Origin of the sequence: Paenibacillus antri, assembly GCF_005765165.1 — a bacterium.
GTDB classification, from domain to species: Bacteria; Bacillota; Bacilli; order Paenibacillales; family YIM-B00363; genus Paenibacillus_AE; species Paenibacillus_AE antri.
In genome coordinates this window covers 314,718-341,520 of record NZ_VCIW01000005.1, presented here as the reverse complement: position 1 = coordinate 341,520, position 26,803 = coordinate 314,718, and the positions used below count along the sequence as shown (strand labels likewise).

The 26,803-nt window shown below is 50.4% G+C and carries 26 protein-coding genes and 1 pseudogene; 3 read left to right on the top strand and 24 right to left on the bottom strand.

Going from position 1 to position 26,803, the window contains the following annotated elements; translation table 11 throughout:
• Positions 1 to 89 precede the first annotated feature (89 nt).
• The 9 genes from FE782_RS11090 to FE782_RS11050 form a co-directional block, all read right to left on the bottom strand.
• On the bottom strand, positions 90 to 977 hold the full coding sequence (locus tag FE782_RS11090; protein ID WP_138194150.1) for a carbohydrate ABC transporter permease: 888 nt from the start codon (positions 975 to 977) through the stop codon (positions 90 to 92).
• 17 nt (positions 978 to 994) lie between these two features.
• Complete coding sequence (locus FE782_RS11085; protein ID WP_138194149.1) at positions 995 to 1,909, bottom strand: ABC transporter permease; 915 nt, start codon at positions 1,907 to 1,909, stop codon at positions 995 to 997.
• 96 nt (positions 1,910 to 2,005) lie between these two features.
• Entirely contained in the window at positions 2,006 to 3,697 is a 1,692-nt protein-coding gene (locus FE782_RS11080; protein ID WP_138194148.1) for an extracellular solute-binding protein, read from the bottom strand.
• Between the two features lie 120 nt (positions 3,698 to 3,817).
• Entirely contained in the window at positions 3,818 to 5,473 is a 1,656-nt protein-coding gene (locus tag FE782_RS11075; protein ID WP_238392433.1) for a response regulator, read from the bottom strand.
• Entirely contained in the window at positions 5,460 to 7,241 is a 1,782-nt protein-coding gene (locus FE782_RS11070) for a sensor histidine kinase (RefSeq protein WP_138194146.1), read from the bottom strand. The genes FE782_RS11075 and FE782_RS11070 overlap by 14 nt, the downstream gene beginning before the upstream one ends.
• 216 nt (positions 7,242 to 7,457) lie before the next feature.
• Positions 7,458 to 9,146, bottom strand: a complete 1,689-nt coding sequence (locus FE782_RS11065; protein WP_138194145.1) for a putative phage tail protein — start codon at positions 9,144 to 9,146, stop codon at positions 7,458 to 7,460.
• A gap of 28 nt (positions 9,147 to 9,174) precedes the next feature.
• Positions 9,175 to 10,221, bottom strand: coding sequence for an SGNH/GDSL hydrolase family protein (locus FE782_RS11060; protein ID WP_138194144.1), 1,047 nt, complete (start codon positions 10,219 to 10,221; stop codon positions 9,175 to 9,177).
• Positions 10,203 to 11,198, bottom strand: a complete 996-nt coding sequence (locus FE782_RS11055) for an MDR/zinc-dependent alcohol dehydrogenase-like family protein (protein WP_138194143.1) — start codon at positions 11,196 to 11,198, stop codon at positions 10,203 to 10,205. The genes FE782_RS11060 and FE782_RS11055 overlap by 19 nt, the downstream gene beginning before the upstream one ends.
• Positions 11,188 to 12,168 (bottom strand): zinc-dependent alcohol dehydrogenase, encoded by a 981-nt coding sequence (locus FE782_RS11050; protein ID WP_138194142.1) that lies wholly within the window; start codon positions 12,166 to 12,168, stop codon positions 11,188 to 11,190. The genes FE782_RS11055 and FE782_RS11050 overlap by 11 nt, the downstream gene beginning before the upstream one ends.
• 215 nt (positions 12,169 to 12,383) lie before the next feature.
• On the opposite strand from FE782_RS11050, the gene FE782_RS11045 reads away from it, so the two are divergent.
• Complete coding sequence (locus tag FE782_RS11045; RefSeq protein ID WP_158299341.1) at positions 12,384 to 13,229, top strand: helix-turn-helix domain-containing protein; 846 nt, start codon at positions 12,384 to 12,386, stop codon at positions 13,227 to 13,229.
• A gap of 106 nt (positions 13,230 to 13,335) precedes the next feature.
• Here the strand turns inward: FE782_RS11045 and FE782_RS11040 are convergent, their stop codons facing one another.
• From FE782_RS11040 to FE782_RS11025, 3 genes are all read right to left on the bottom strand, one after another.
• Positions 13,336 to 14,505 (bottom strand): MFS transporter, encoded by a 1,170-nt coding sequence (locus FE782_RS11040; RefSeq protein ID WP_274388708.1) that lies wholly within the window; start codon positions 14,503 to 14,505, stop codon positions 13,336 to 13,338.
• 176 nt (positions 14,506 to 14,681) lie between these two features.
• Positions 14,682 to 15,086 carry a (R)-mandelonitrile lyase gene (locus tag FE782_RS11035; RefSeq protein WP_138194140.1) on the bottom strand — a complete coding sequence of 135 codons (405 nt, stop codon included), beginning with the start codon at positions 15,084 to 15,086 and terminating at the stop codon, positions 14,682 to 14,684.
• 208 nt (positions 15,087 to 15,294) lie between these two features.
• On the bottom strand, positions 15,295 to 16,344 hold the full coding sequence (locus FE782_RS11025) for an NAD(P)-dependent alcohol dehydrogenase (RefSeq protein WP_138194139.1): 1,050 nt from the start codon (positions 16,342 to 16,344) through the stop codon (positions 15,295 to 15,297).
• 231 nt (positions 16,345 to 16,575) lie between these two features.
• On the opposite strand from FE782_RS11025, the gene FE782_RS11020 reads away from it, so the two are divergent.
• The gene (locus FE782_RS11020) at positions 16,576 to 17,133 is read left to right on the top strand and encodes a TetR/AcrR family transcriptional regulator (protein ID WP_138194138.1); all 558 of its coding nucleotides are present in this window, start codon (positions 16,576 to 16,578) and stop codon (positions 17,131 to 17,133) included.
• Here the strand turns inward: FE782_RS11020 and FE782_RS11015 are convergent.
• Positions 17,116 to 17,271, bottom strand: coding sequence for a hypothetical protein (locus tag FE782_RS11015; RefSeq protein WP_202914515.1), 156 nt, complete (start codon positions 17,269 to 17,271; stop codon positions 17,116 to 17,118). The genes FE782_RS11020 and FE782_RS11015 overlap by 18 nt on opposite strands.
• A 177-nt stretch (positions 17,272 to 17,448) precedes the next feature.
• Here FE782_RS11015 and FE782_RS11010 point away from each other — a divergent pair, with 177 nt between their 5' ends.
• Complete coding sequence (locus FE782_RS11010) at positions 17,449 to 18,627, top strand: copper amine oxidase N-terminal domain-containing protein (protein ID WP_138194137.1); 1,179 nt, start codon at positions 17,449 to 17,451, stop codon at positions 18,625 to 18,627.
• Positions 18,628 to 19,088: 461 nt separating this feature from the next.
• Here FE782_RS11010 and FE782_RS10995 read toward each other — a convergent pair whose 3' ends face one another.
• The 11 genes and pseudogenes from FE782_RS10995 to FE782_RS10945 all read right to left on the bottom strand — a co-directional run bounded on the left by FE782_RS10995 (position 19,089) and on the right by FE782_RS10945 (position 26,651).
• Entirely contained in the window at positions 19,089 to 19,541 is a 453-nt protein-coding gene (locus FE782_RS10995; protein WP_138194136.1) for a pentapeptide repeat-containing protein, read from the bottom strand.
• 190 nt (positions 19,542 to 19,731) lie between these two features.
• A complete protein-coding gene (locus FE782_RS10990) occupies positions 19,732 to 20,100 on the bottom strand; it encodes a GyrI-like domain-containing protein (RefSeq protein ID WP_138194135.1) in 369 nt (122 codons plus the stop codon).
• A gap of 288 nt (positions 20,101 to 20,388) precedes the next feature.
• The gene (locus FE782_RS10985; RefSeq protein ID WP_238392432.1) at positions 20,389 to 20,790 is read right to left on the bottom strand and encodes a VOC family protein; all 402 of its coding nucleotides are present in this window, start codon (positions 20,788 to 20,790) and stop codon (positions 20,389 to 20,391) included.
• Positions 20,791 to 20,903: 113 nt separating this feature from the next.
• Positions 20,904 to 21,272 (bottom strand): VOC family protein, encoded by a 369-nt coding sequence (locus FE782_RS10980; protein WP_138194133.1) that lies wholly within the window; start codon positions 21,270 to 21,272, stop codon positions 20,904 to 20,906.
• Between the two features lie 229 nt (positions 21,273 to 21,501).
• Positions 21,502 to 21,755, bottom strand: a pseudogene (locus FE782_RS32820) (MFS transporter); the annotation flags it as partial.
• 399 nt (positions 21,756 to 22,154) lie between these two features.
• A complete protein-coding gene (locus FE782_RS10970; protein ID WP_138194132.1) occupies positions 22,155 to 22,655 on the bottom strand; it encodes a DinB family protein in 501 nt (166 codons plus the stop codon).
• Between the two features lie 287 nt (positions 22,656 to 22,942).
• Positions 22,943 to 23,194 (bottom strand): YolD-like family protein, encoded by a 252-nt coding sequence (locus tag FE782_RS10965; protein WP_138194131.1) that lies wholly within the window; start codon positions 23,192 to 23,194, stop codon positions 22,943 to 22,945.
• A gap of 112 nt (positions 23,195 to 23,306) precedes the next feature.
• On the bottom strand, positions 23,307 to 23,747 hold the full coding sequence (locus FE782_RS10960) for a DUF2663 family protein (protein ID WP_158299339.1): 441 nt from the start codon (positions 23,745 to 23,747) through the stop codon (positions 23,307 to 23,309).
• 135 nt (positions 23,748 to 23,882) lie between these two features.
• A complete protein-coding gene (locus FE782_RS10955; protein ID WP_138194129.1) occupies positions 23,883 to 24,413 on the bottom strand; it encodes a class I SAM-dependent methyltransferase in 531 nt (176 codons plus the stop codon).
• Positions 24,414 to 24,459: 46 nt separating this feature from the next.
• A complete protein-coding gene (locus FE782_RS10950) occupies positions 24,460 to 25,344 on the bottom strand; it encodes an RCC1 domain-containing protein (RefSeq protein WP_138194188.1) in 885 nt (294 codons plus the stop codon).
• A gap of 53 nt (positions 25,345 to 25,397) precedes the next feature.
• A complete protein-coding gene (locus FE782_RS10945; RefSeq protein ID WP_138194128.1) occupies positions 25,398 to 26,651 on the bottom strand; it encodes a cytochrome P450 in 1,254 nt (417 codons plus the stop codon).
• Positions 26,652 to 26,803: the final 152 nt, after the last annotated feature.

Below are 26,803 nucleotides of genomic sequence, written 5' to 3'. Positions count from 1 at the left end.
CGCTTTTTCTTCCTGCTGTGATTTCGCGACACTGGTCTGCGAATTGACTTCATAGGATTCTGAACCGCCCAATGCAGCTCCCTTTCCCATTACCCCTTGACGCTGCCGAGCACGATACCGCTCATGAAATAACGTTGCAGGAACGGGTAGACGAGCAGAATCGGCAAGGCGCCGATAAAGATTTGCGCCGCCTTGTTGGTCCGGTTGGACACCTCCTGAAGCAAGGCGGTATCCTGAATCGTGATCATCCGCTCCAACCCTTGCTGTACGACGACGGTTTGAAGGTAGCTTTGTAGTGGATAATTTTCCGTTCGATTCATTAGGATGATGCCGTCGAACCAGCTGTTCCAGTGGCCTACGGTGGTGAACAGGATTAACGTAGCGATCGCAGGCATCGACAACGGCACGAAGATTTTCCATAACGTATACCAGTGTCCCGCGCCGTCGATATAAGCCGCTTCCTCGATCTCCTTCGGCAAGTTCCGGAAGAAGTTGAACAATAAAATGACGTTGAAGACGGAAACCGCCCCGGGAAGAATGAGCGCGAAGATACTGTCGAGCAGGCCGGTCATCTTGATGACCATATACCAGGGAATGAGACCGCCTCCGAACAAAATCGTGATCATGAAAAATACGATATACCCTCTACGGAAAGAGAGCGTCCGCGCGTCCTTGGACAATGGATACGCAATAAGGAGCGTAAGCAGCATATCCAACGGAACGCCGATCAGCACACGCTGGAACGAGACGATCATCGATCGGGTGAACTCCGGCTTGTTCGCTACGTACTCGTAGGCCTTGAAGGTGAAGTCGACGGGCCATAGCGTGACGAACCCTGCCGCCGCCGCCGTGCCGCTGCTCAGGGAGATGGCGAGCAGATGAACCATGGGCAGCAAGCATAACAAGGCGAACCCGACTAAGACGATGTAATTGAACGCGACAAATACCGACCGACCGAAAGACATCTTGTATTGCATCGATTCCCCCCCCTCTGCTATAACACGCGATAGCCCGCGTATTTGTCGGCCAGCTTATACGATACGACGATGAGAACGACGGAGATGACCGATTTAAACAGCCCGATCGCCGTGGCCAAGCTGTATTGATTTTCGATCAGTCCCATACGGTAGACCATGGTATCGATAATGTCACCGGTGCTGTAGACGAGAGGGTTGTACAGATTGTACACTTGATCGAATCCCGCGTTTAAAATGCCTCCGAGGCTTAATACGGTCATTAAAACGACGATCGGGAGAATGCCGGGCAGCGTGACGTGCCACGTCTGTCTCCAACGATTCGCTCCGTCGACGATCGCGGCTTCGTACAGCGTAGGGTCGATGCCGGTCAAAGCCGCCAAATAAATGATCGTGCCGAAGCCGGCCTCCTTCCACACATGCGTCGTGACGAGCATGTACGGGAACACGTCCTCGTTCCCGAGGAAGAAAATCGGCTCGATCCCGAACCAGGATAACAATTGATTGACGATTCCTTCGGACGGAGACAAAATATCGATCAAAATGCCGGCGAGGAGCACCCAAGACAAAAAGTACGGAAGATAGATGATCGTTTGGATGCTTCGTTTAACGTATTTCGCCCGCAATTCGTTCAAGAGCAGGGCGAGCAGTACCGGAACGATCAAACCGGCCACGATTTTCATGAACGCGATGAACACGGTATTCCAAAATACTTGACGCACGTCGGGAATTTGCAGGATGAACTCGAAGTTGTCGAGTCCGACCCAGTCCGAACCGAAGAACCCTTTCACGACATTGTACCGTTGGAACGCCATGATCACGCCGATCATGGGCCCGTAGCTGAAGATCAGAAGCAGGATGATTCCCGGCACCATCATGAGATGCAGGGGGGATTCCCGAATCCACTTCTTCCCCTTCCTTCTTGCAGCCTGCATGGACATCTCTCCTTGATCCGGTCGCGTCCGCAGGGGAGAAGAAAGGGAAGTCGGCAGCACCAACTCCCCCCTGTATTTCCCCGCTCCGCAACGGAGTTATTGATTCGATTGGTACCACTCGTTCACTTCTTTCGTAATGTCGTCTCCGCCCAGCTTTTTCCACTGCTCCACGAAGTTGTCGAACTCGTCGATCGGCTCCTTCCCCATAATAATTTTCAGGAACGTTTCGCTTTGCATCTTGCCTAGCGTCGCGCCTTTGTCGATCATCGATTGGGTCGGCGCGCCATAAAATTCGTTGAAAATCATAAGGTTGTTTTGATCGATTTGCTCCAGAATCGATTGCGAGCCTCCCGGTCCGAACACGGAAGCGTACCCCCAGCTTTTGACGTCGCCGCCTTCGTACGCGAGCACCTTTTCATAGTTCGATTTGTCGGTGCTGTTCAGCCCGGTCGGATCTTTCTTCTCCAACGCTCCCCGAACCGCCTGGAAGCTTTCTAGGTTTTGCTTCGGCTTCCACACCCGGAACATGGACATCTTGAATACTTCCTTGCCTTCCAACGTCGTGCCGTACTTGTCGTTGTTCGCGTTCGGACCGATCGTGTTTTCAACCCAAAGGTTGATCATTTTGATCAATGCTTCCGGATGCTCGAAATTTTTGTTGACTACGTGGTAGTTCGCGGCCGGGTTGGATACCAGGGATAGGACCGGCTTGTCGTCGCTCGAAACCGGCGGAATCGGGATCCATTCGCCGGGGTCTTCGGCGTTTTCTTTGCTCGAGTTCAGCGGCCAGATCGAGTTCCACATAGCTCCGTACGCGATGCCGATTTTCCCCGCCGTCGTCGACTCGGCCACTTTCGTGCCGTCTTTGACGCCGAATTCCGGATCGATCATCTTCCGGTTGTATAAGTCATTCAAGAACGCTAGCGTCGTCTTCACTTCAGGTTGAATCGTACCGCTGACGAGATTGCCCGTATCGTCCTTGATCCAGCCGTTCGGATACGCGTGGAACGCGTAGAAGATCGGTGCGATGTCCGCCCACCCGGTAACGGTTCCGAGGACGGCGTCCTTATTGAAGGCGAAACCGTATGTGTCGGCTTGGCCGTTCCCGTCAGGGTCCTGCGTCACGAACGCTTCGGCTGTCTTCACCAGTTCGTCCATCGTCGTCGGGACCGGCAAATTGAGCTTTTCGAGCCAGTCTTTGCGAATCCAGATCATTTCGACGTTGTCCAGCATCGAAAGCGTTTCCGGGATCGCCATCAGCTTGCCGCCGATTTTCGCCGTCCCTAGCATGAGCCCGCCGTCGCCTTCGATCACGCTCTTGGTCAGCGGCGTGGCGTATTGCTCGTAGACGTCGGTGAGATCGGCGATGACGTCGTTCTCCGTCAGAAGCTTGAGGTTCTTAATGTCGACGTCAAGCACGTCCGGCAGATCGTTCGACGCGAGCGCGACGCCGAACTTCTGTTGGTATTGGTCGGACGGAACGACCCATTGATACGACAGGTTAATGCCGAGCTTCTCCTTGTATTCCTGAATCCATATGTTGTTGTCGATCGTCTCGCCTTGATCGTATTTGTAGTTGGTGCCGAGGTCCGCCCTAACGCTCGTGAGCGTAATTTCCGGTTCGAACGGATCTAGAGGACCGCTTGCGGGAACGGCGGACGGCTCGGAGGCGCCGCCGGGCGGAGTCGGTTCTTCCCCGGTCGAAGAGCCTGTGCTGCAAGCGGCCGTCGCGATTGCGAGAGCGGCGAGCGGTAACGTGATCGATCTTGCGTTGCGCCGTAGCTTCATACCATTCCTCCTAGATTCTTAAATACGTCTTGAGGCCTCTTGGTCCAATTATAAAAATGAATGTAAGCGTTTTATATATGACGTTCTTTACTTTCGAGCGTTCTGTTTACTTGTTTTCATTTATGTAACGGAGTCGCGGTATTCTTGCGGCGTCATCTGAGTCGATTTCTTGAAAAACTTAGCGAAATACGCCGGAGAGTCGAATCCGACGGCTGCCGATACGTCTTGGATTTTCATGGCGGTATTGCCGAGCAGCTCCTTCGCCTTATCGATTCGAGCTTGATGAATCAGATCCGAAATGTTAGTCCCGGTCACTTGTTTGAACAACCGAGATAAATAAGACGGATTGAAATGAGTCAGCTCCCCAAGCTTCACCAACGAAATGTCCTCCGACAGATGCTCGAAAATGTACTTCTGTACACGCAGGATCGTGTCCCTTTCCCTGTTCTCAAGATGGCGCGCTTGCACCGTGAAAATTTGTTCCGCGACGGCGCGCAACTCATCGGTCGCGTCCGCCCAGCTGTCGAATTCGAGCCGGGTCAGCCGTTCCAACCCTCCGGGCCATAACTGGGTTTCAGCCAATCCCCAACGGTTGATATACGAGATCAGCTTTAAGGAAAGCGAAAGATACACCTCTGACGCAGGGGCGTACCGTATATTGCGAACCCCCTTTAAGTAATCCGCGACTTCGGAAAACGTGTCGAAAAATTCTTCCTTGTCCCCACGTTCCAAGGCGCTGGCGAGCTTCCCGATTCGGTTCAGCTGGATCAAAAGGGTACTGTCCGGCCGAGGCGGACCGTAGGAGCCGCTGCCGTCGAATTCGTCGGAGCCGGGGTCGCCTTCGGTCGCGATGACGCCGCCGCTCGGACCGATTCGGAAGTTAAGCAGCCGCTTTAACCCTTCCGCCTTCGCTGCGACCATCCCCCATTCGCATGTACCCTTGCCCAGCGCGAAAGACATACCGACATGGAGCGATTCCGCGCATATTCTCTGCGCGGTGTCCAGCATCTCCCTCACGTACAGACACGCCTGTTCCCAGTCGGAAACGGACGCCGAGGGCTGGAACAACCAGATGAAGTACGGCTCCTCATGAACGAACGCGGTATGCATCCGCTCAAACGCCACGTCCTCGATTACGCTCCTCACGGTGTAGATCAGGCGATTTCTTTCTGGCCGGTTCGATTGTCCCGAATAATGGTCCATTCGCCCGAGCAGCGCAAGGACGGGAAGATCCGCCCGAAGCGGGAGCTCCGCATCGTCTAACTGCGCCTGCGTCACCGGAAGCAACGCCTGATCCCCCCAGAGCAAATGACTTAAATATTGTTTCTGAAGCAGCGGAATCGCTTTGTTGACCTGCTGATTCACCTTGTCCAGCCGCTCCGCGTCCCGGAAACTTCTTTCTACTTCCGCGATCGCTTTTTCGACCGAGCCGACGATTTCTTCGTCGGTTTCCGTTTTCAATAAATAGCTCACCCCGTCGTGCTTAATCGCCGTATACACATACTCGAATTGGTTGTATCCGGTTAAAAATACGACCTTGCAGTCGGGCCATCGGCTCTTGATGTTTTCGAGCAGCCGCATGCCGTCCATGCCCGGCATGTGGATATCGGTAAGCACGACATCGATTTTCGTCCGGTTCAGCCAATGCATGGCTTGTTCCCCCGAATACGCCCGGTAAATATCCAAGTTCAATCGCGGTAAGCCGCCGAACAGCCGGTACAACCAATCCACGATCAACTGCTCGTCGTCCACGATTAACAGCTTATACATCGCCATGTGCAACGCGAATCACCGCCTTTAATCCTCCGAACTCGCTTCGGGACAGCAACAATCCGCTGCCGGCGCCGAACCGGTACCGCAGCCTCCGGTGGATGTTTTGAATGCCTGTCGTTTCGACGTCGTCCATGCCGGGTTTTTCGTTCAAGGATTCGCACAGCCGCTCCAACCTTTCGTCGGTCAACCCCGTCCCGTTATCCTCGACGATCACGTCCAACGCCCCCTCCGATTCGGAAAATGAAATATTCAACACCCCGCCGCTCGCCGTATGCGTAAGCCCGTGCTCCAATGCGTTCTCGATGATCGGCTGGATAACGAGTCGGGGAACTTTGATGCGCTTGCACGCTTGCGGGGGTTCCTCGAAGCGGAGCGACAGCCGATTGGCGAAGCGCATGCCTACAATTTCCGTATAGATTCGCGCATGCTCGACCTCCCTGTCCAGCATGACCTCATCCTCGCCGCTCCGGGTGATGAATTTCAGGTAATTGCCGAGCAGCTGGGAAAATCGGGCCGCATGGTCATTGTCTTCGTCAATGACCATACGGTGCAAAATAAAGTAGCTGTTATAAAGGAAGTGAGGGATGATTTGCGTCTGCAGCTGCTTCAGCTGCGCATGCTGCGCGAGAATTTTTTGTTTATATACCTGTTCGATCAGCGTGTTGACTTTGTACACCATCGTATTGAACGCGCCGTATAAATAGCGGAACTCATCGTGGGTTTGATGCGTGATGGAAGCTTCCATTTCCCCTCTCTCCATTTTCCGGAACGCTTTCACGAGAATGGACAGAGGCTTGTAAATCAATCGATACGTAGAAAAGGAATATAGCAAAATCAGCAGCACGGACGTCGCGGTAAACACCCAAAGCCAGTAAGAGTATTTCTGGAAGTTTTTCAGCACTTCGCGTTCGGGGATAAATTTGCACAGAGTAAGACCGAGATAATCGGAGCTCGTATAGACGGCCCAATACGTCTCTCCCGCGATTTCGATATTAAAGGAACCGCTCTTCTCGACTGCGACGGCTTTCCGGATATAGCTCATCATCTCCAGGTTCGTCTCCGTTCGGTTCGTGCTCGCAAGCTCGAACTTCGCGTCGCGGTCGATCATGACGGCTCCGCCGTTTTCGTAATCGTTGAACTGCTTCAGAGCGTTCTCCAGAGTCTTCTGATCGAGCTCTACGCCGATGATGTACGCAGGCGTGCGCTTCCCCGCGTTCGCCTCTAATGGCGTATTCGACAAATTCGACACGCTTAAGAAGATCCGGCTGTTCCAGTAAATCATTTGCGCGTCTATCGAATAATAAGAATTCGTATCTAACACCTTAAATTCGTCTCTCGGAATAGAGCTCTCGAAGGTCGCCGAAGTAACGACTCGGTTCATGGTAGGAAAATAGGCACTAACGCTTTTAATATACGAGCTGCTGCTGGCAACCGCTTTCAAATATTGTTGAAACTGCGTCACCGCAACCGTCTTATCGTAGTCGTCCACCGAGTCGGGCTGGTAGGCCAATAACTGTAAATTTAGATCGTTCGTGCTGTAAAACTGGAGCAGCTTGATCCTTTGAATTTCCTTCTCGAAATTGTCGACGTAAAAATCGACTTGAGAGAGCATCGTGTTCGAAATATCCTGCTTCTGCGTCTCGATCGCCCATTTATATACTTCAATGCTAAGCACATATAATGGAGTGATAATGAGAAGGAACGTGACGACCATTCTGCTGAAAATGGACTGATTCAACCGCGCCTTCACGCGCTTCCAGGACATCGGCATTCGGCGAAACCTCCCTACGCGTTGCTCATCGCTATTTACTTGTACAATAGCAATTTTCGTTAGCAATTGATATTTAACCCGTTAATTGTTCCCATGGTTAATTTATAACGAAAGGCCGACGGCAACTCGCCGTCGACCTTGGAAATCTTATGATTTCTGCAGCGCGTTCACTTTCTCGTCAGCTGCGACCTGCTCTTCCCCGACGGGAACCCGACGTCAGCTTTTCATCTCGATCCAATCCGTTCCAAGCGCGTTCCCGGTGCCGTCCGTTAATCGGTACCAACCGATAAGATACCTGTCGTTCATCAACACGGGCTCGGTATTGTATACCGTGTCCCCTCTCCGCCATGTTCCGCTAGCCGGGACGGAGTTTTTGACATATTGGCCGTTGAACGAGAGTTGGTCGATATTCGGATCATATTCAATGGAGCCTTTCGCATGGTTTCCGTTGATGAACACCGGATGCTTGTTGCTGACGACTCGAATCGACGTCGCTACATCGGACGCTAGTCGATTGCCGGAGATGTGGGCATTCTCGACAAAATCTACTAGAATATCGTACCCTACCATGCCGGAGATAAAGTTGCCTTCGATCGTCGTATTGTTCTGATTCCAGCCGATGCTGATCCCGATCGCTTGCGTATTCGTACCGCCGTAATGACCGATCGTGTTATGCTCGATTCGGCAGGATGCGAGGGAGCCGGGTACGCCGAAATTGCCCGCGTAAATTCCATATAAAGCCGCTCCCTCCGTCAGCGCGATCCAGTTATTGCTGATCGTGAGGCCGCCTTCCGTCGTCAAATAGTTAATCCCGTATTTTCGGCAATAGTCGAAATCGCACTCGGTAATGACGCCATATAGGCATCGAACCCAGTTCACGCCCATATCGAAGCCGAATGTGAGCGTCTTCGTGATGACGAGGTCTTCCGGCCTGTGCTCCGTAGTCCCCCCGGGTTCGTAATCGAACGTAGCGTCAACGTAGATCGCCATAGAATCGCCGCTTCCCGTAATCGTACCGCCGCCTCGTATAATCTGGCAGCTGTCGATCACGTTCTTCACGCTTTGTCCGATCACCTTGATGCCGTTCCAGACATCGTTCATGTAACATCCGTATACTCTGGAATGCCATACGCCGCGCAAGCTCATGCCGGTACCGTAGTAAGCTATGTAAATATTGGAAAAGGTAATGCCCGTCGTTCGCTGCAGTTGAGCCGTACCCGGCACGTTAATGGCCGTATAATTCGTCGCATCGCTGCCGAATATAGCGAACTTCTCGACCACGACCGGCGATAGTCCGTTGGAGACCGTGAACGTCAAGCAATCGCAGGCGGAACCTAACAATTGTGAGGCGTAGCCCGTGCCCTGAATCGACGTCAGTTCAGGAATGATTACGGTCGACGTTACCTTAAACACTCCTGCGGGAATATACACCGTCCCGGTTTGCGCCGCGTTCGCGCACTGCTGAATCGCCGCCGTGTCGTCCGTTACGCCGTCTCCTGTCGCACCGAACCACTTAATATTGAGACCGCCTTCGTAAACCCGCTTGAATCTGGCCCCGGACGCCGTAACGAGAATCGTCCCCGTATTGTCTTGAGACGTTACATCCGTCTGATCGTACGCGAATACGCCTTCTTGTCCCTTGTCCGTTACATAGTAGACCGTGTTCGGCGAGGGCGTCGTATTCACGGCGCGCAACTCGGCGACGTTGATCGTCGGAAGCTGCCTTTCGGCATTATCCTTCTTCTTTTCCGAGTTTTCGCCACCGATTCCTTGGACGTCCTCCGCCGCTTGAGCGACTCCGGCCAATCCGGCCGCAGCGGCGGCGACGCCGAACATCCCGATCGACGTCAACAATTTCCTTCTCGTAAGGAACAAATCTTTTTCCGCGTTTTGGTTTTCGGTCATGGTTCGACATCCCTTCCTATTTATGAATTCATAACTTCAACATGGAGGCGAATGCGCAGCTGTAAATCCAGTGACCGTAATCGTTCGGATGGTTAATATTGTTCAAGAGCAGGCTCTCGGGCGTTTTTCCTGCGGATAGCTCTTCATTCCATAAGGCGTGTGCATCTGCTACGCCGACGCCATACTCGACGCCTAGCTTCTTTATCGTATCCGCGTACAGATGGGTCGCACCGCTTGCGTGTTCCCAGTGCGGATTCGGCTCGCAAGGGGTGACCAGCAAGATATCGCAACCGCACTCCTTGCGGAGCGTCTCGACCATGTATCGAAGATGGCTTTCGAAAAGCTTGAGCGGAACCGAGTTTCCGTGCGGGTGCCGATTTTGATCGTTCATCCCGTATCCGATGGACACCAAGTCCGGCTGCCGGGGAACCACATCGTCAAGGATCCGACTTGCGCCGCCGTCGCTGGCTTCTCCGCCGACGGACTTGTTTACGATCTTGATTCGCCCTTCCGGAAATAAGAGCCGCAAGCTTTCCGCGAATCGACCGTAATACGCCAGCCGTTCTTCGCTCGCTTCCCCGCCGGCGCTGATGCTGTCCCCATAGACGACATACAACGCTTCTTCCCCGGAAGAAAGCTTGCGGGCGATTCGCTTCAAATACGCGGACCGTTCGACGTCCGACACGGTAAACCGGTCGTCCGTACGCGGGTCGTCGGTCCAGTAATCCGCGTACACGGTATAATTGCGGTTGCTGTAATCCGGATATTGCGTATGGTCGAACGGAGATACGCCATACATCGGGTGCTGCGAACCGTCCGGAATCCGGCTTCCCTCCGTTCGGCGAATCGTTGCTTGGTCGTAGTCGACGACGAAGTCTTTCCCTTCCTCGAACCGAACGTGCTTAGCGTCCGAAGAGAGCGGACTTTTCCTCACCCCCAGCGTCTGGTCGGCAATCGGCCGATATCGAAGCGGCAGGGGGTCTTCCTTTACGAACACGAACGACTCGGACTTCTGCTTGCTCATCATGTATTCGTTATTTCCCTCCCCTCTCGCCGTTATGGCTTGTTCCGCCATTCGAGGATAACCCCGAGGAACGGCTCCGACTTTTCCATAATAAGCATCCAGGCATTCTCCGCCTCGGCGGCCGAAAACTTATGAGTAATCAGGGGAAGCGTTTGAAGCCATCCCTCATGAATGCCGGCAATCGTCTCGTCCATACGTTGTTTCGTCCACCCGGACGGGCAGTGAAGCGTCATCTCCTGCGCGCGCAGTTGTTGAATATCGATCGTTCCTTCGGTTCCTAGGAACCCGGCCGATACGAAATGACTGTTCCACTTCATGGCCGGTTGGATTTCGCGGAACGCGTTCATGTCCCCGACGGTGTCGACGACGACCGCGATATCCCTCCGCCCGTCGAGCCAGCGGGACAATGGCTCTTTCCGCGTATTGAAGGAACGGATCGGCGAGGGAAGCAATGACAGCCGAGCATCGTGCCGGCCTAGCACCGTAACTTCCGCCCCCCGGTGCGAGAGCGATTGGGCGGCCCATTGCCCTACCATGCCGTCGCCGATGACGATGGCCTGGTCGCCGGCGGTGACGTCCGGGCGGAAACCGCAGTTGTACCCGACCTGGGTTAGCACCGCCCCGCTGTACGCCAGCGGCTCGACCCTTTCGGGAAGCTTCCAAACCTGGCTTCTGTGCGTAACGGAAGGGTTGATATGCCCGCCCGAGTCGAATTTCATTCCGTTGACCTTACTAATGGAGGCGAATACCCAGTCTCCGGGCTCAACGTCCTTAACGGATTCGCCGACGCTCCGAACGATCCCGACCTTCTGGTATCCGGCCACCTGGGGGAACGGCAATGCATCCCCCGGCCTCGGCGCTTGTTCCCCGGTAACTCGCTCTCCATATAGGAAGGAGGATTCCGTCCCGTTGCTGATCCAGGAATAGACCAAATCGACGACTACATCCTCCGGCCCCGGATCCGGAACCTCGACTTCCATGAAGCGGACCTGCCTTACGCCGGTAAATACGACCGCATCAGCTCGCATGTTCATCCTCCGTAAGGGAATCGACGAAATCCGTCTTGGGGTAAGCGTACACCTTAATCGCTTCTTGTTTCTTCAGTAGCTCAATCGTCTCGTCGTAGCGGTAGAAAGGTACATGGTGCGTCTGAAGGCATTCGGTATTTAACCCCTTGTTTAACACGAGATCGATGAGTAACGCTTTGTCTTCTTCGCCGAACCGGCGATATTTATAAGATTCTAAAATCGTACCCTTCAACCAAAGATGCTGGCCGTACCGGACTTCGCCCTTTAATACGCCGAAAATCATGAGATGGGAATCGACCTGCTCGAGCAGCCGCTGCACGGAAGCCGAAGCGCCGACGCAATCGTATCCTAAATCGAAACGCTCCTCTCCGAGCTCATCCGGGTGCTTCGCCGTGCCGATTCCTAACCGGTTGACGAGCTCGATTCGATCGCGGTTAATTTCTACGGCTGTGACGTTCGACGCTCCGAGCAGCTTCGCCGCCTGCACCGCCAACATCCCCGCCGGGCCGAGGCCGGACACGAGCATCGATTTTCCGGTAATATTGCCGAACTGCAGTAAGCCGATTAATACGCATTTCAGCAGCTCGAACGATACCGCTTGCTTCCACTCGATCCCGTCCGGCAGTTTAATGAGCTCTTGTTCTCGGTAATTCAAATATTGCGCATAAGCCCCGTTACCGCCGATATGCTCGAGCGCGGCGACTCGATCCCCTACTTTCAAGGTACGCACCTTGTTTCCCGCCGCGACGACCGTTCCCGCAGCCTCATGACCCGGAAACCCGGGAAGCAATGGATAGTCGGGCCGCCGACCTGCGTCGAACATGTCCTTGCCGCCCATCATGTGAATGTCCCAGCGCGGACAGGTGGAGACGATTTCGATTTGTACCGTGACTTGATCGTCTTCCGGTTCGGGGAGCTGGATGTCGATAATTTCGTAACGGTTCTGCTCGGTAATGTGTAAAGCTTTCATTGGATATCAACTTCCTTTATTTTCATATTGAACGATTTGAAGTATATTGATCTTGTGACGTATATTGACCTTGTTGACATAAGTGTACATCGAGAAGAAAGCGCTGTCTTTGCACGATGTGACCCTTAAAAAAAAACTCAATCAGGATGATTCGTGAAGTTCAAGCGACTGATTTGCACATCATTGACTTTTCGGTTGTAGAGGAGGTCATTCAGGTGAGGATTCGACTATGCAGGGAGGGCTCGATCTCGCGATCGGCGGAGGCGCCCGGCGGAGGTATGCATCCGGCTCTCTATGAAATTCTTCATATTACCTCTGGGAAAGTTCGATTTCGTTGGATGAGCAACGTATGCGAAGCGGAAGCTCCGGCCGTGTTCATTATGTCCGTTTCTACGCCGCATCTGCTCGAGAGCTTGCGCGCGGAGGCGAAATTCCGTTTCATTGAGCTCGCCGAGTGGGATCGTTTCACGTTCACGGATAAGCAAATCGACCGATGGAACTTTATGCAAACCCGCAAAGACATTTACTCGGGAGCATTGGCCGCCGCGATCATTCAGTCCCTGGATTTCGTCCACCACCTCCAGTCCACCGGCGTCGCCGATCAATCCCAAACCCTTGAAGAAGTTTGTTTGCTGGAAATTCAGAAAACCTACAAGCTTATCGAGCATATCCTGAACGACTCGGGGAAAGCAGGCGGGGGGCAGTACAAACCGAAGCCGAGCGAAATGGCCGATTTGTTGATCGAGTATATGGATGCGCATTATAAGGAGGATATCACGCTTCATCGACTCGCCGACGTCGTTCGCTTAAACCCGTCTTATCTCGTACGGATGTTCAAAAAGCAAACGAACACGACCCCCTTCGACTACCTGCGCGATCTGCGCCTGAAGGCGGCCATCCGCTATTTATCCGTGACCAACCTGCCGATTAGCTCTATCGTGGAAGAAGCCGGCTTTAAGAGCGTCCATTACTTCTCGAGAACGTTCAAGCAGGAATATGGTCAGAGTCCCGCCGAGTGGCGCAAGCGATTTCGAAAAACCGGGGCAATCGATAATATGTGAAAGAGGCCACCTTGTATTAACTCCTTGCTCCCTAGTTGAAACATGGCTTGTATGGTCGATCGGAAACCAAAAACAGTACCTCTAGTGCTCACTAGGGTACCGTTTTTCATTTAGCATGTTGATATGCGGGGTTATGCATAAAGCGTCTTATAAAAATAGTGACTATGCTTATGATCGAAAATACAATTCCCCCAAGAACTACGTACTGTAACCCAATACCTGTAATAAACATTGCACACACCGCCGTTCCCGTCGTAACGCCTAAGTTTGCAGAAGTCAGAAATAATCCGTTCGCAAACTCAGGCGCCTCCGGGGCCGCAGAAGTGATCCAGTATTGGTTTATATTTGCCCCGATCCCTGCCACGATTCCCCAAAGTAAAATCAGGAAGGCCATAGGAAGGCCCTGGTGTCCCAGCAAAATGAAGACGATGTACACGGCTCCTAATGCGAATGGAAACGCTGCTACCGTCTTGAAGGCATGCTTCGTCAGCAACTTCCCTGCGGCAAGGTTTCCGACAATATTGGCTGCACCGTAAAGAAATAACATGAAGCTAATCATGTTCCAACTCATTCTCGTAACGCTTTCTAGGTACTCGGCCAGGTAACTATACACGCCGAATACGGCTCCGTTCATGAGAATGACGCCGGCGATGGATAGCCACATCGCGGACTTCTTCAGCACGCTCACTTGCGCTCCGTAAGAAATCTTCTCCGAGACGGGCAGGGACGGCACGAATAACAAGGTTGCGACAAATACGACAGCACTCACTGTTGCGAAAAATAACATGGCCATGCTTAAGGAGGTTTCGCTCGCAATGAGGCTCGTGACAGGCACGCCTAGTACCATCCCTGCGGATACGCCGACGAATATTTTGGAGACCGCCTTGGGGGCTTCCTCTTTGCTGACGGACGATGCCGCGACCGTGAAAGCCAATGACACATAAACCGGATGTAACAAGCCTTGGATCACGCGGGAGAGTAATAAAATCGTAAAGTTTGATGTGGTTGCGGAAACTAGGCTTCCCAAAATAAACACACCGAGCACAAGCAGCATCGTCGTTTTCCGATTCATCCGCGAAAACAATAACGGCATCGTCGGACCCGAAATCGCAATGGCTAGCGCAAAGAAACTGACGACCCACCCTGCCTCGGTGATGTCGACCTGAAACTGATCGGCAATCATCGGCAGCATCCCTATAACGCCCATTTCGGTATTCAATATTCCAAAGACGCCTAGCGTCAAAATATAAACTAATATACCCCTGTTTTTTATCAAGGATTTACCTCATTCCGTCATTTCCTTCCCGCTTTGGTAGAACATCTTACGGTTATAATCGTTATGCAATGTCGCTACTTGGATTCATTCGAAGCATTCAGTGACGAGCCGCGATCCCGATTGCGGCTACGTCTTACCGCATGTCGATTGTTGTTGGTCATGTCCTTGAAAATCTCCTAGTGTGGTTGGGCATTGTACTGATCGTCGGCGACTTTCTCCAGCCAATCGACCGCCTTACCGTCAAGTTGCTCTTGAATGGCAATGTGAGTCATTGCTGTGCTTGGAGAAGCGCCGTGCCAATGTTTTTCGCCCGGCGGAAACCAGACTACGTCGCCGGGACGAATCTCCTCAATCGGACCTCCCCAACGTTGAACCCTTCCGCAGCCCGCGGTTACAATCAGAGTTTGACCGAGCGGATGCGTATGCCATGCCGTTCGTGCACCGGGCTCGAACGTAACGCTCGCTCCGGCCGCGCGTGCAGGGCTGGGTGCTCCAAACAGCGGATCAATCCGAACTGTACCAGTAAAATATTCAGAAGGACCCTTGCCGGAAGGTTGCGTGCCGATTCTTTTGATTTCCATTTTCTAGAACCTCCATTACCAATCGATTTGTTTGCCGTCCTTGAAGAATCCCCCGTTAGGCCCTTCAGGTCCGATCGTCGCTAACCAAAGGATGGACTCCGCGGCTTGCTTATTATACTTTTCTTCTTGGATTGGCGCTGGTATCCTTATTTACGTAAAGAGGCACACCGTTGTAGGCGTGCCCCTAAAATATCGCCAGAATGACTCGTTATTCGTTCTCCATCGTGGCGATGTCGATTACGAATCGATACCGAACATCCGAAGCCAGTACCCGTTCCCAGGCCTCATCGATCTGATTCGCGGAAATGACCTCGATCTCGGGAGCGATGTTGTGTTCGGCGCAAAAGTTTAACATCTCCTGCGTCTCGCGGATTCCGCCGATCATCGACCCGGCGAACGACCGACGATGAGGAATCAGCGAGAATACTTGAACCGGCAACGGTTGCGCCGGCGCACCGACGTTAACCAACGTACCGTCCAACGCCAGCAACGAGAGGAAGGCGTTGATATCGATTTCCGCGCTCACCGTATTTACGATGAGGTCGAATGAACCAGCCAATTTCTTAAACGTCTCCGGATCGTTCGTCGCGTAGTAATGGTCCGCGCCAAGCCGCAAACCGTCCTCTTTCTTTTTCAAAGATTGCGATAGGACCGTAACCTCCGCCCCCATGGCATGAGCGAGCTTCACAGCCATGTGTCCAAGTCCGCCAAGTCCGACGACAGCTACCTTCTTGCCGGGAGCGGCTCCCCAATGGCGCAGCGGCGAGTATGTCGTAATACCGGCACACAGGAGAGGAGCGGCGGCGTCCAACTCCATACCGTCAGGAATTCGAACCACGAAATCTTCCGTTACGACGATGTGGGTAGAATAGCCGCCCTGCGTATATTGCCCGTATCGGTCGATGGCTCCATAGGTACCCGTATTCCCGCTAAGGCAATACTGCTCCTCCCCCTTATGGCAGTTCACGCATTCACCGCAGGAGTCAACCATGCAGCCAACCCCTACTCGGTCGCCAATGGCATACTTGGTCACTTCCGAACCGACCTGGGTAACGATACCGGCGATCTCGTGCCCCGGCACGAGGGGGTATTGGACCGGTCCCCAATCGCCGCGAGCGGTATGAATGTCGGAGTGACAAATCCCAGCGAATTTAATCTCAATGAGAACATCATGCGGCTTCAGATCCCTGCGTTCGATCGTTGTCAGTTTGAAAGGGCCTTCCGGATGAAATACAGCACGTGCATTAGCTTGAATCATATATATCCTCCTGTAATCCATGAGTAAAATCTCAATATTTTCATGCTCGCTTAGAAATACTAATAAACTCAACATAAGATCGATAAACAAAACGCATTGTCTAATCAACCTATGTTTATTATTATATATGCAAGGAATGGACATTCAATGGTTAAAAGAAACCGAAACGTTGATATATCAACAGAGTAATACAAAATGTCAATTATCTCAGAAAGCCTGGTGACGATCGCAATGGCCAAATTAGATCGAAGAATTCTTAAAACACAGGAATCCTTGAAAAAGGCTGTTATTGAACTGATGACTGAAAAAAACTTTGATGATATAACCATTCAGGATATTGCGGATCGGGCAAACGTAAACCGCGGAACCATTTATCTACATTATCAAGACAAATACGATTTGTTGGATAAACTCATAGAATCACACCTGAGCGAATTGGGCGAAATGGATGAGTGGGCGTGTCAGATGAATTGGTCCGAGGCTCTTGTCCCTTATTTTGAATATTTCGAACAAAATTACTTATTCTTTTCCACCATGTTAGCAAGCAAAGAGGCGAAAGGGGCCCCATCTTCTTTCAGAACTCGGCTTCTATACCACTTTATGGAAGGATTTAAAGGTGAAATTGATAAGGAAAGCGAGCGAAATATTGATTTAAGTGAAGATGTTATGTTGCAATATGCCGGAACAGCTTATGTAGGGGTGATTGAGTGGTGGATCCGAAATGGCATGCCTCATCCGCCGCAAGCAATGGCCAAACAAGTGGGAACTTTGTTAGAGAGAACGCTTTAATAGAGCATCGAGCATCTTATTTTCACGTTCCTCTTGACGTAACCCTTCCATGATGGCGCGAAGAGCAAATTTCGTTCCGCAATAAACAGCGCCTCCTTGGAAAACGACATGTCCGGCTACGGAATCAGTCGTAACAATCTGACCGGATTGTTATTTCTTTATAACAGGTAATACCGCACTGAAAGCGCTGCGACACCCCCTATATCGAATTAGCTTTCGCCTTTTAGCCCCATGCCGGAAGGATCTTTTGCTCTAACCTTTATTAAGGTACTATGAGACCTGTATGTGCTTGAATTTACGGATGGAGGTTGAGGAATGAAACGTCGCTCTGAACTAGTTTTTATAGCTTGCCTAGTTTGCATGTTTCCATTTGGCGGTTTGGTTCATGCTCAAGAGCAGGACCCGATTAGGGTTTATATCGATGGAGTCGAGCTCGCTTTCGCGCAGCAACCACTGGTTCATGAAGGAACGACAATGGTCCCGTTTCGGCCGATATTTGAGAATCTTGGTTATAACGTCCATTGGAATGCTGCTGAACGCGTTGTGCTCGCAGAGCGTTCGGCTGCCGACGTAGCCCTTCGCCTGAACATCTCGATCGGCACCGTGAATCAGGTGAAATATTGGCTGACAGAACCCCCGCAGCTATCCAATGGAACCACATACATTCCGCTTCGGTTTGTTGCCGAAGCATCGGGTGCAACCGTTCGCTGGGATAACGAACAACGATCGGTTTATATCGAACGACCGGACAAGTTGACGGAGGAAGAGCAAATCCGGATTTTTCTGGAAAAGTATTTCTCATCCCTAAGCCTCAATGAGTATTTACGGGTGGCGCTCCCAGCAAACGGTGTAAAAGTTAACCGTACAGAAATTGTGGATATTAGGAACTTTCCCGAAGACAACGCCGCTGAAGCCACTTATCAAATAGAAGTTACAGCTATGAATGGCCAGCAACTAAGTACCGTGGTGCTAGAATTCAAAGACCGGCTGACGGTCGATGAAGGCCGCTCATGGTCCGTAGATCATAGCGCCCGTGTCTTTAAAGTAATCCACGAAGCGGAGGTTCCCGTTACCGGCGACGATCTCTATATGGAGCAGCTTATGAAGCAAGAAACGCCGGCTTCCCTTTCGGAGCAATCTTCTATCGAAGAAGTGGTAGCATTCATCATCCATCGTTGGGAATATGGCATGGATCGCACCGATGTCGAAGAGATCCTGAAGGACTTGGGCGCTTCCGTCATTCATGCACCGGATGGACTCAACAGTCGAGTAGACTTTCATGCGCAAGATGGTTATACATACAATTCCGAAAATGGTTCGAGGGCAGACATTACCGGCCTGCGCGAGGGTGCCCTTCAGGGACAGATCTGGCTGGAGTGGAATTCGAACCGGAAGATAGAGCGGCTGGACATGTACTGGACGCGAACCGGGGATCATAAGCAGCCGAAGACAATTTTCACTTACGGCTTCACCTTGGGTGGGAAGTGGTATTAACCAAGGCCATTTTATAAATTTCCCCCATCCACATAGTTCGCAGCGAGACCGCCGATCGTCTGATAGTCTGTCGCCCGTTACATAAAAGAAAAAGAACAGAGGCCGCGGCACTCTGCTCCATGGGTAGCTTCTTTCCCCGATACATGGGCATAAAAGGGGCAATAGAACGTCACTTCGCTTCGACGGCTTCGATCTCAACGAGCAAATCCGGTGAAGCGAGCGCTTTGACAATAACTAACATCCTCTGGAACTGATGAGACGAACAGCAGCTCTACGCGCAACTTCACTCAGTTCAATCTCCCCTGCCAAGTTCATTTCGATATAGTCCATCGCCCGGTTCATCCATTCATGCCAATCCATCAGATTCCTCCTTTCAACCACAGTATAAATTAACAGCGATAACGCATCGCAACTATTTGTGCACAACAAAGTTTTGTCTTACTGGACATTTTAAGTTCTCATCACTCCTTATACTTACTCAGTAATTTATCAATCTCAATTCCGTTTATGATTAGTCCCGTTACATTGCAGTCATTGATTGCTACATTGGATAAATCACATTTCGTAAACTGTGTATTTCGCAATATGCAATTATCAAATACCACAGGCCTATAATTTTGATCAGGACTATAGTTGGCGTCAATACCTTCTATTGGCCAGTCAATATCTCGAAACTGCGCACCGGTCATTTGCGCTTTCTCGAAAACAATATAGCTCATATTTGCAATTGATATTTTGGCCCCCGTCAAATTCACATCGTTTAGAGTTACTCCTTCCAAATTTGCACAGTTGATTTGTGTTCCAGCCAAGTCCACTTCTTGAAACATGAGCCTTTTAGCATCGACTTGATTAAATTTGGAGCCTGAAATGTCGGTCATCTGCAATTGAACTGCTCCATTCGCCCATTCGTTCATATGTATTATCCTCCTATTATCTTTAATTAATATTATAGGTGTGAGTAACGTACCCGACAGCTTAGTGATTTGACATCGACAGATGGGAATGTGATGTTGGAACGAGGCAGCAAGAGCCGGGATCCGGAAACCGGGAGGCCTAACTAGACGTCGTAATAAACGATGCTACTGGACGCATTTGGAAAGCAAATTATTTCATATGACTTACCGTCGGGATGTACCATTCTGTTATGCCGTTGGGTTGTAGTTCTTGGGTAAACCGTTCGTATCTTGGCTTGGCCAGGTCGATTCGATAATACAATTGGTTCTCGTTACTACATATCGAGCTCCAGAAATCGCCAAGATATTTTTCTTCGATTCGAAATACAACATAATCGTCCTCCGGTATGCGATGCATGACCATCCCTGGTGGTACATCGTGCAGATCGGCCGCTTCAACGGCTACATAAGGGATAAACCGATCTGGAAGTATGACGAGGTAGAGTTCATCGTTCTTTCTCGACCGGACTTCTTCCAGTCTTGCTCTCATCTCGGTAAATAAACGATCTTGATCGTCCAAATCCGAGCCCTCCAAACCGACTAGACATACCGCTTCTATCCTCGTCACACGCACTTTCATGACATCTTGTATATTCATTCAATGTCACCCGCTTCTCCTAACATTACTGAAGTTATACCAGTTTTACCTAAATTATCCTGCCCAGTTAGCGCAACGCGGCACGCCGTAATTAAAATAAGCGACGGCTCGGTTCCTTGCGGATCAAGTTCATAATGACGTATCGTGATTCCGTACACCGTAACTTGCGTTAGATTAAGATAAAAAAGAACCTTTGGGATATTTACGAATTTATTGTGGCGGTTGATGAACGTCAAACATATTTCCAAAAGGATCGTAAAACGTAAAGAAGCTTCCATGTCTTTCAACAACGATAGGACTTACTTTCGCATCGAGTTGTGATAAAAAATTATGAAATCCTTGAATGTCCTTAACGCGAAATCCGATTGTGTAATGGTCTTGACCATTTACCTTGAATGTGGCTGTAGTATCATCATTTGTCTTGACTAAAAACAAACTGGGACCCATAGAGAAATCTACAAAAGCAAGTTCATCGTTCAGTAGTCCTAGTTTCGCACCCAGTTTCCCACAATACCAATCAACCGCCTTTTCCAAATCGGATACAGGGATCTCAGTGTACTGAATGCCTTCAATGTATGCGTTACTAGTGGTCTGCATATGTTGATCGTTCATATTCTGCAAAGTTAGATTCTCCTTTCGTTTTATGATTACCACATTTTCTATACAGAAATGTCATGTTGGCAACCTATTGTCATGAAGCTATCGTACCCGTAAGTTCAGCAGTGTTACATTTGTATTGCCATTAATCGGTTGCCGTCAGGATCTTCAAAAACGACGATATTGTTTTCTAATGTTTCGTTATGAATTACAATCTCGGATTCCTTCAGAAACCGGAGTGTCTGCCGAATATTATCCGTCTTAAAAAACATCAACGGCTGGGGAGCTGGTGCAACGCCATTGTTTGAATCCAGCAGAACCTCGGTTCCTGCGAAATGCAGTGTATAAACCGTAGATAGCCGCCCCTCCAAGTAATCCTCGTTGTATGGCAGTTCAAACACACGGCTATACCATTCAACTGCCCGTTTCATATCTGAAACGTGGATAAAGATAGAGCCTACTCTTTTTTCAAGCCTGCTTCCTGCCGTTGTATTCAATCAAATCCCTCTCCTTTAGATAAAAATTAATCTAAGTTCAGAGTAACGAATATACGTTCCCTTGTAAATGTTTATTTCATAATGTTTACCATATTATCCTGCGCGTTACTTCAACAAAACAAGGTTATGCCGAAGTGTCATATGGAGCTATCGCCCCCTATTTCCCTCTACGCTTCCAGCCGTTGTTACAACAGTCACAGTCTCCTTGTGGATTACTCAAACGTGCTCCTCAATCAATGGGATTTTCCTTCCTTAATCTCGAAAACTCCGTCGCATAATACGCCATGGCGATGGCCGGTAAGGCGATTCCGATCAGCAGTGCCGCCTCCCAGCCCCCCGTTGCGTAAGCCCATCCCCCTGCCGCGAGCTGATAGCGCCCCCTAAAAAGAAAATGGCCATATACAAACCGTTAAGCCTACTGTGAAATTCCGCTCCTAAAGAGAAAATCCCCCGCTGTCCTAGAACCATGTTGGCGGAAACCCCAGGCTGGGATTAGATGGATTACAGACTTTTAAGTGAAATTAGTGGACCTCTGCTTTTCGATCACCACTTTCTAAAGAATAGCATTTGCTAGGTATTAGAGTAATCTGCCCAGGCAGCTTAATACGCAGGCAGGAACTTTTTTTAATCCATCCCTTCCCTCTAGTTTAAATAAGGTCAAGTTCTTGTCGGGCATCGACGAACGGGTCAAGTTCTTTTCGTTGGCCCGCGACAAGAACTTGTCCGATTCAAAACAAAAACCCGCGTTTCAGGCGGGTTTTAATCGGGTTGTGTTGTTGTCGCTCGACATCATAGTAACCTTGATACTTAAATGTTCACCATACCATTCAACAGGCCGCTCAAAATTGATTACTGGTACGGTCCAGTACATCTATTTAAGTGTTATTCCCATACTAAATGCCCCTTCCTCATTTTTGCAATGTACATGATTTGTCCCGTGTGAGTAGGTAAATGTCTGAATTGATGCAGCAGCATTTCTAGAATAGTGGCTTGGTTGTCTAAGGCGCCGTTGAAGGTCGGATAATTTAAATATGGTTGCTCCATTAACTTTTCTGGGTTAGCTTTCATGATTTCAAGAACTTGTACGATGCAGTCGTATGATTTCTTTGAAAGTTCCAAGGCTTGCTCTTTTGACATTTGAAGACCGCGTTCGAATTCTTTACTCCTATCTTCGATAAAAGGAGCACCACAGTAAGCGGTTTCAAACCATTGATGTACAGTCCCTGAAATGTGTGCTATCAAATTAGCGATGCTGTTACTCACGGGCGTGGGCGACCATGCGATATCCTCTTCAGATAATTGTTCAATCACTATGCGAGTCCATTTCTTGTCCGCTTTGTATTTCCTTAAGAGGAGGTCAATTACTATAGTTGAACTGTCCAAACTCCTTCACGCCCCTAGGTTTTTCCTCAAGTCTACCAAACGTATCGCTACTTCGCTATCCCGTCCGATACCTCAACAGGCAGCCATTGTGGTTTACTTCCTCCACGACCTTATCCCAATAGGAATAACCGTAACACCTGTAGTAGAACCCATAACTTATATCCCCCCTCCGCGCAGCGAGGCCGCCGACCGCGGCAGCCTCGCTCTGTTGTTCATTGAGTTAACTTAATTTACCGATTTTGCCCTTGACCAACGGATGACTAGCCTTGCCAATGACGAATAGCGGTCTAATCTCTAGGATAATCTACTTTCATAATATCCATGAACGGTACTTTCGTAGTTTCTCCGCCCCTTTGGATGTGCACTTTTCCAGTCCGTGAATCCATCATCGTAATCAAACCGCGTACTTGTTCTTCCCAGCCCCAAACAGTAAGCACTATTTCGGAATTTTCTTGTTTCGCTTCGCTTAATTGATTCCCGATCTCCTCTAATACAAATTCATCCCGAGTAGGTCTCTTTGATACCTTTGCCTTTGCCATGTTGAACCTCCTAAATGCAAAAAAACCTAAGCATTACTAGTTCTATGGAGTTATTCCATTCTCCTGCCAGTTAGCGGAGCGATGCCGCCGACCGATCCACCTGCAAGATATTTTACTTTCCATAATAATTCACGTTAACCCCTTTTTTATGCATGATTTCCGTAACCCGATCCCGCAACTCTGACTTAGGGTTCGCGATCCACGTCGTGTCGAGGTGGGTAATTGCTTCTTTCCGCAGCACTTCGTATTTAAGTTTATATTCATTTACTTTCTTTGTAAGTTGCATCGTGTGAAAACCCGAAGCAATACTACACAATAAGGGAAGATATACTCGCTGGTCCCCTATTGTAAGACCCAGAACGTCAAAAGGATTTTTAATCATTGGGGAAACGAATCTCTGAAAAGCAATAAAAGAAAATGCCGAACAGGCGGCGAATATCAAACAAAATAATAAAAGCTGATTTTTGGCTCCATCCCATTTAGCTTTCCTTTTCGTTAACTCGTCCAACATTCGCCCTGTATCCTCTGAAACCTCTAAACCATGCCATGACATAAGGTATCCACCTTCCATCGCTAAGGCTTTTCCAAATATATATTTCTACTACATATGCTTCAGAACTGGGTTGTTGAGGCGAGACAAAATATACAAAAAGCCCCCGTATACCGGGAGCCGAGTCCATTGAATAGATCATCCAGAATAGCTGAGATCTGCAACTACGCGTACGACAGGCAACGGGGCTATTTCTCCAATCACGACCGATTTGACATGGAAGCCGGCGTTAAGCAAATTATTGACGGTTCGTTCCGCTACTTCTCCGACCTTTTCTTTGGTTGGCGGTTGATTATATAAATATACGGCTCCTCCCGGTAGAAGGCGATCCTTAAGCATTGCAAGTTCGCGAGCAGCCTTCATCCAAAACAGATTTACATTTACCGCTAACACTTTATTGAACTGCTCCTGACGCAGGTCGACTTGATGGAGCGGTGCCGCTATAAACTTCACTTTCCCTTCCTTTACGTAATCAGCGTTCGTTCTCCCTGCCGATTCGATCATCTTTTCCGATTGATCGATAGCCAAAACTCTACCATCTACCAAACCCTTGCAAATAAGTGAAACCGCGACTCCGTGTCCACATCCGATTTCAAGGATACGATCGGAAGGAGCGACTTCGAGTGTCTGTACAGCCCATAAAAGCCTGTCAGCAATCGGTTTTTCCATCACATTCTCCTCCTGTCGTCTCGGATATTTAACGATCTCGTCGCCGTTAGTCGGGCGGAAGCTGGGAACGGATGCCGCGCCAGCCGCTTACATCGCATTGGCCAGAGGCGTTATCGCCGACAGCAACCACCGTGCCGTTCGATTTAAGCCCAACCGTATGCGCGCAACCCGCCGCTATCGCCACAATATCGCGCCAATCGCTTACATTGCATTGGCCATGCTCATTCCAACCCACAGCCGCTACAGTACCGTCAGATTTAAGGCCGACGGTATGATTACTACCCGCCGCTATCGTCACAATATCGCTCCAGCTGCTTACATCGCACTGGTCATGTATATTCAAACCCACAGCCGTTGCAGTACCGTCTGATTTAAGCGCGACTGTATGAAGATAACCCGCCGCTACTTCCACAATATCGTACCAGCCGCTTACATTGCATTGGCCATACCGATTATTACCTGCCGCCGTCATCGTGCCGTCCAAAGTAAGACCGACGGTATGCCAGTCACCCGCAGCAACCGCCGCAATATCATGCCAACCGCTTACATTGCATTGACCTTCATTATTTCGACCTACTGCTACCACTGTGCCATCGGTTTTTAATCCGATGGTACGGCGCCAACCCGCCACAACCGCTACAATATCACGCCAGCCGCTTACATTGCATTGGTCATACTTATTCCAACCCGCAGCCACCACCGTACCGTCCGATTTAAGACCGATGGTATGAGCATTCCCCGTGTTCGTCGCCATATGAACACTACCCGCCGCGACCGCCACAATATCGCGCCAACCGTTTACATCGCATTGGCCATATTTATTATCGCCTACCGCCATCACCGTACCGTCAGATTTAAGCCCAACGGTATGACGACGCCCCGCTGCTATGCTATCTTTAGGCCACCGTTTCGACAATAACGCCACCTGCATAAGCTCACCCCAATATCCCTTCCTCCGTAGCTCGAAAGTACGCCGCAGGTTTCTTAAAACCGTACGTGCATCGATTCCAAACCACGGAACAAAATGTTCGATCGCCAATTCGGCTTGCTGTCCGCGAGGCGCATCTGCGGGAACCGTTCCAGCAGCGCGGCTAACGCGATTTCGCCTTCGATGCGTGCGAGCGGCGCGCCAAGACAGAAGTGAGAGCCGGAGGCGAATGCCAAATGACGGTTCGGCGAGCGCCTGATATCGAACCGGTCCGGCCGTTCGAACTGGGCGGGATCGCGGTTCGCCGCCCCAAGCATCACATTCACGGACTGTCCCTGACGGATCGTCTGACCGCCGATATCGTAATCGACGGATGCAAGCCGCGATGTCATTTGTACAGGGCTTTCGAACCGTAAAACCTCTTCAACGGCGGAAGCAGTCAATTCCGGACTTTCGAGCAGCCGTGCATGTTGTTCCAGATGGTTCAGCAGCACGAGAACGCTGTTTCCGATCAGGTTCACGGTCGTTTCATGGCCAGCTACGAGCAGCAGTACGCAGGTCGCTATGAGTTCTTGCTCGGTTAATGCGTCCGCTTGAACTTGAGCAGCAAGCAAATCACTAATCATATCTTCGCGCGGGGTGGATTTACGCTCCGCAATCAAGCGACGGAAATATTCGGCAATGTCTTCGGCGGCTCTTCCCGCTTGTCGGACAAATTCAGGCGGTCGGTCGCCGCCTTCAAGCACCTTCGCGAACGTATTAGACCAATCCTTGAACAGTTCGCGATCTTCCGGCGGTACGCCGAGTAGCTCCGCAATGACGATGACCGGCAACGGAAATGCGAACGAAGCGATCAAATCGGGCTGCTGTTCATTGGCTATTCGGTCGGCGAGATGTTCTGCGATGGAGCGGATTTTTGGCTTGAGCCGTTCCATCTTTCGTGGTGTAAAGGCATGGCTGACTAGGCCTCTCAGTCTCGTATGAGCAGGCGCATCGCGAAACAGCATCCAGTTGTCGAGCAATTCGTTGACCGGTCTCCATTCCTTAGATGGCGGAGGCAGTTCTTTAGGTTGGCGCTCCGGCACGGCATTCCGGTATTCACGGACGAACAACGGATCCTTCAATACCCGGTTGACGTCTTCGTACCGGGAGGCCACCCAAAAATTGCTTTCTTCTACGTAACATAGTGGCTCGTGCTCGAGCAAATAAGCATAAAACGAATACGGTTCACTGTGCAAGTGATCGGAATACGTCCGGAACCACGATGCAATATCAGGCTTTTCGGAGGCTGGAGGCTGCTTTTGCAACACTATCACACTCCTTTGCGAAATTTCCCTATCTTACCGTTTGATTGTCAACTCAAGACTGTTCTCAACTATTTCTTCATTTGTTACCTATTTCCTCCAAACGAGTTCAATAACTAAATGCAACCGGTAAACTAAACTGTCCGTCCCTTGCTTTA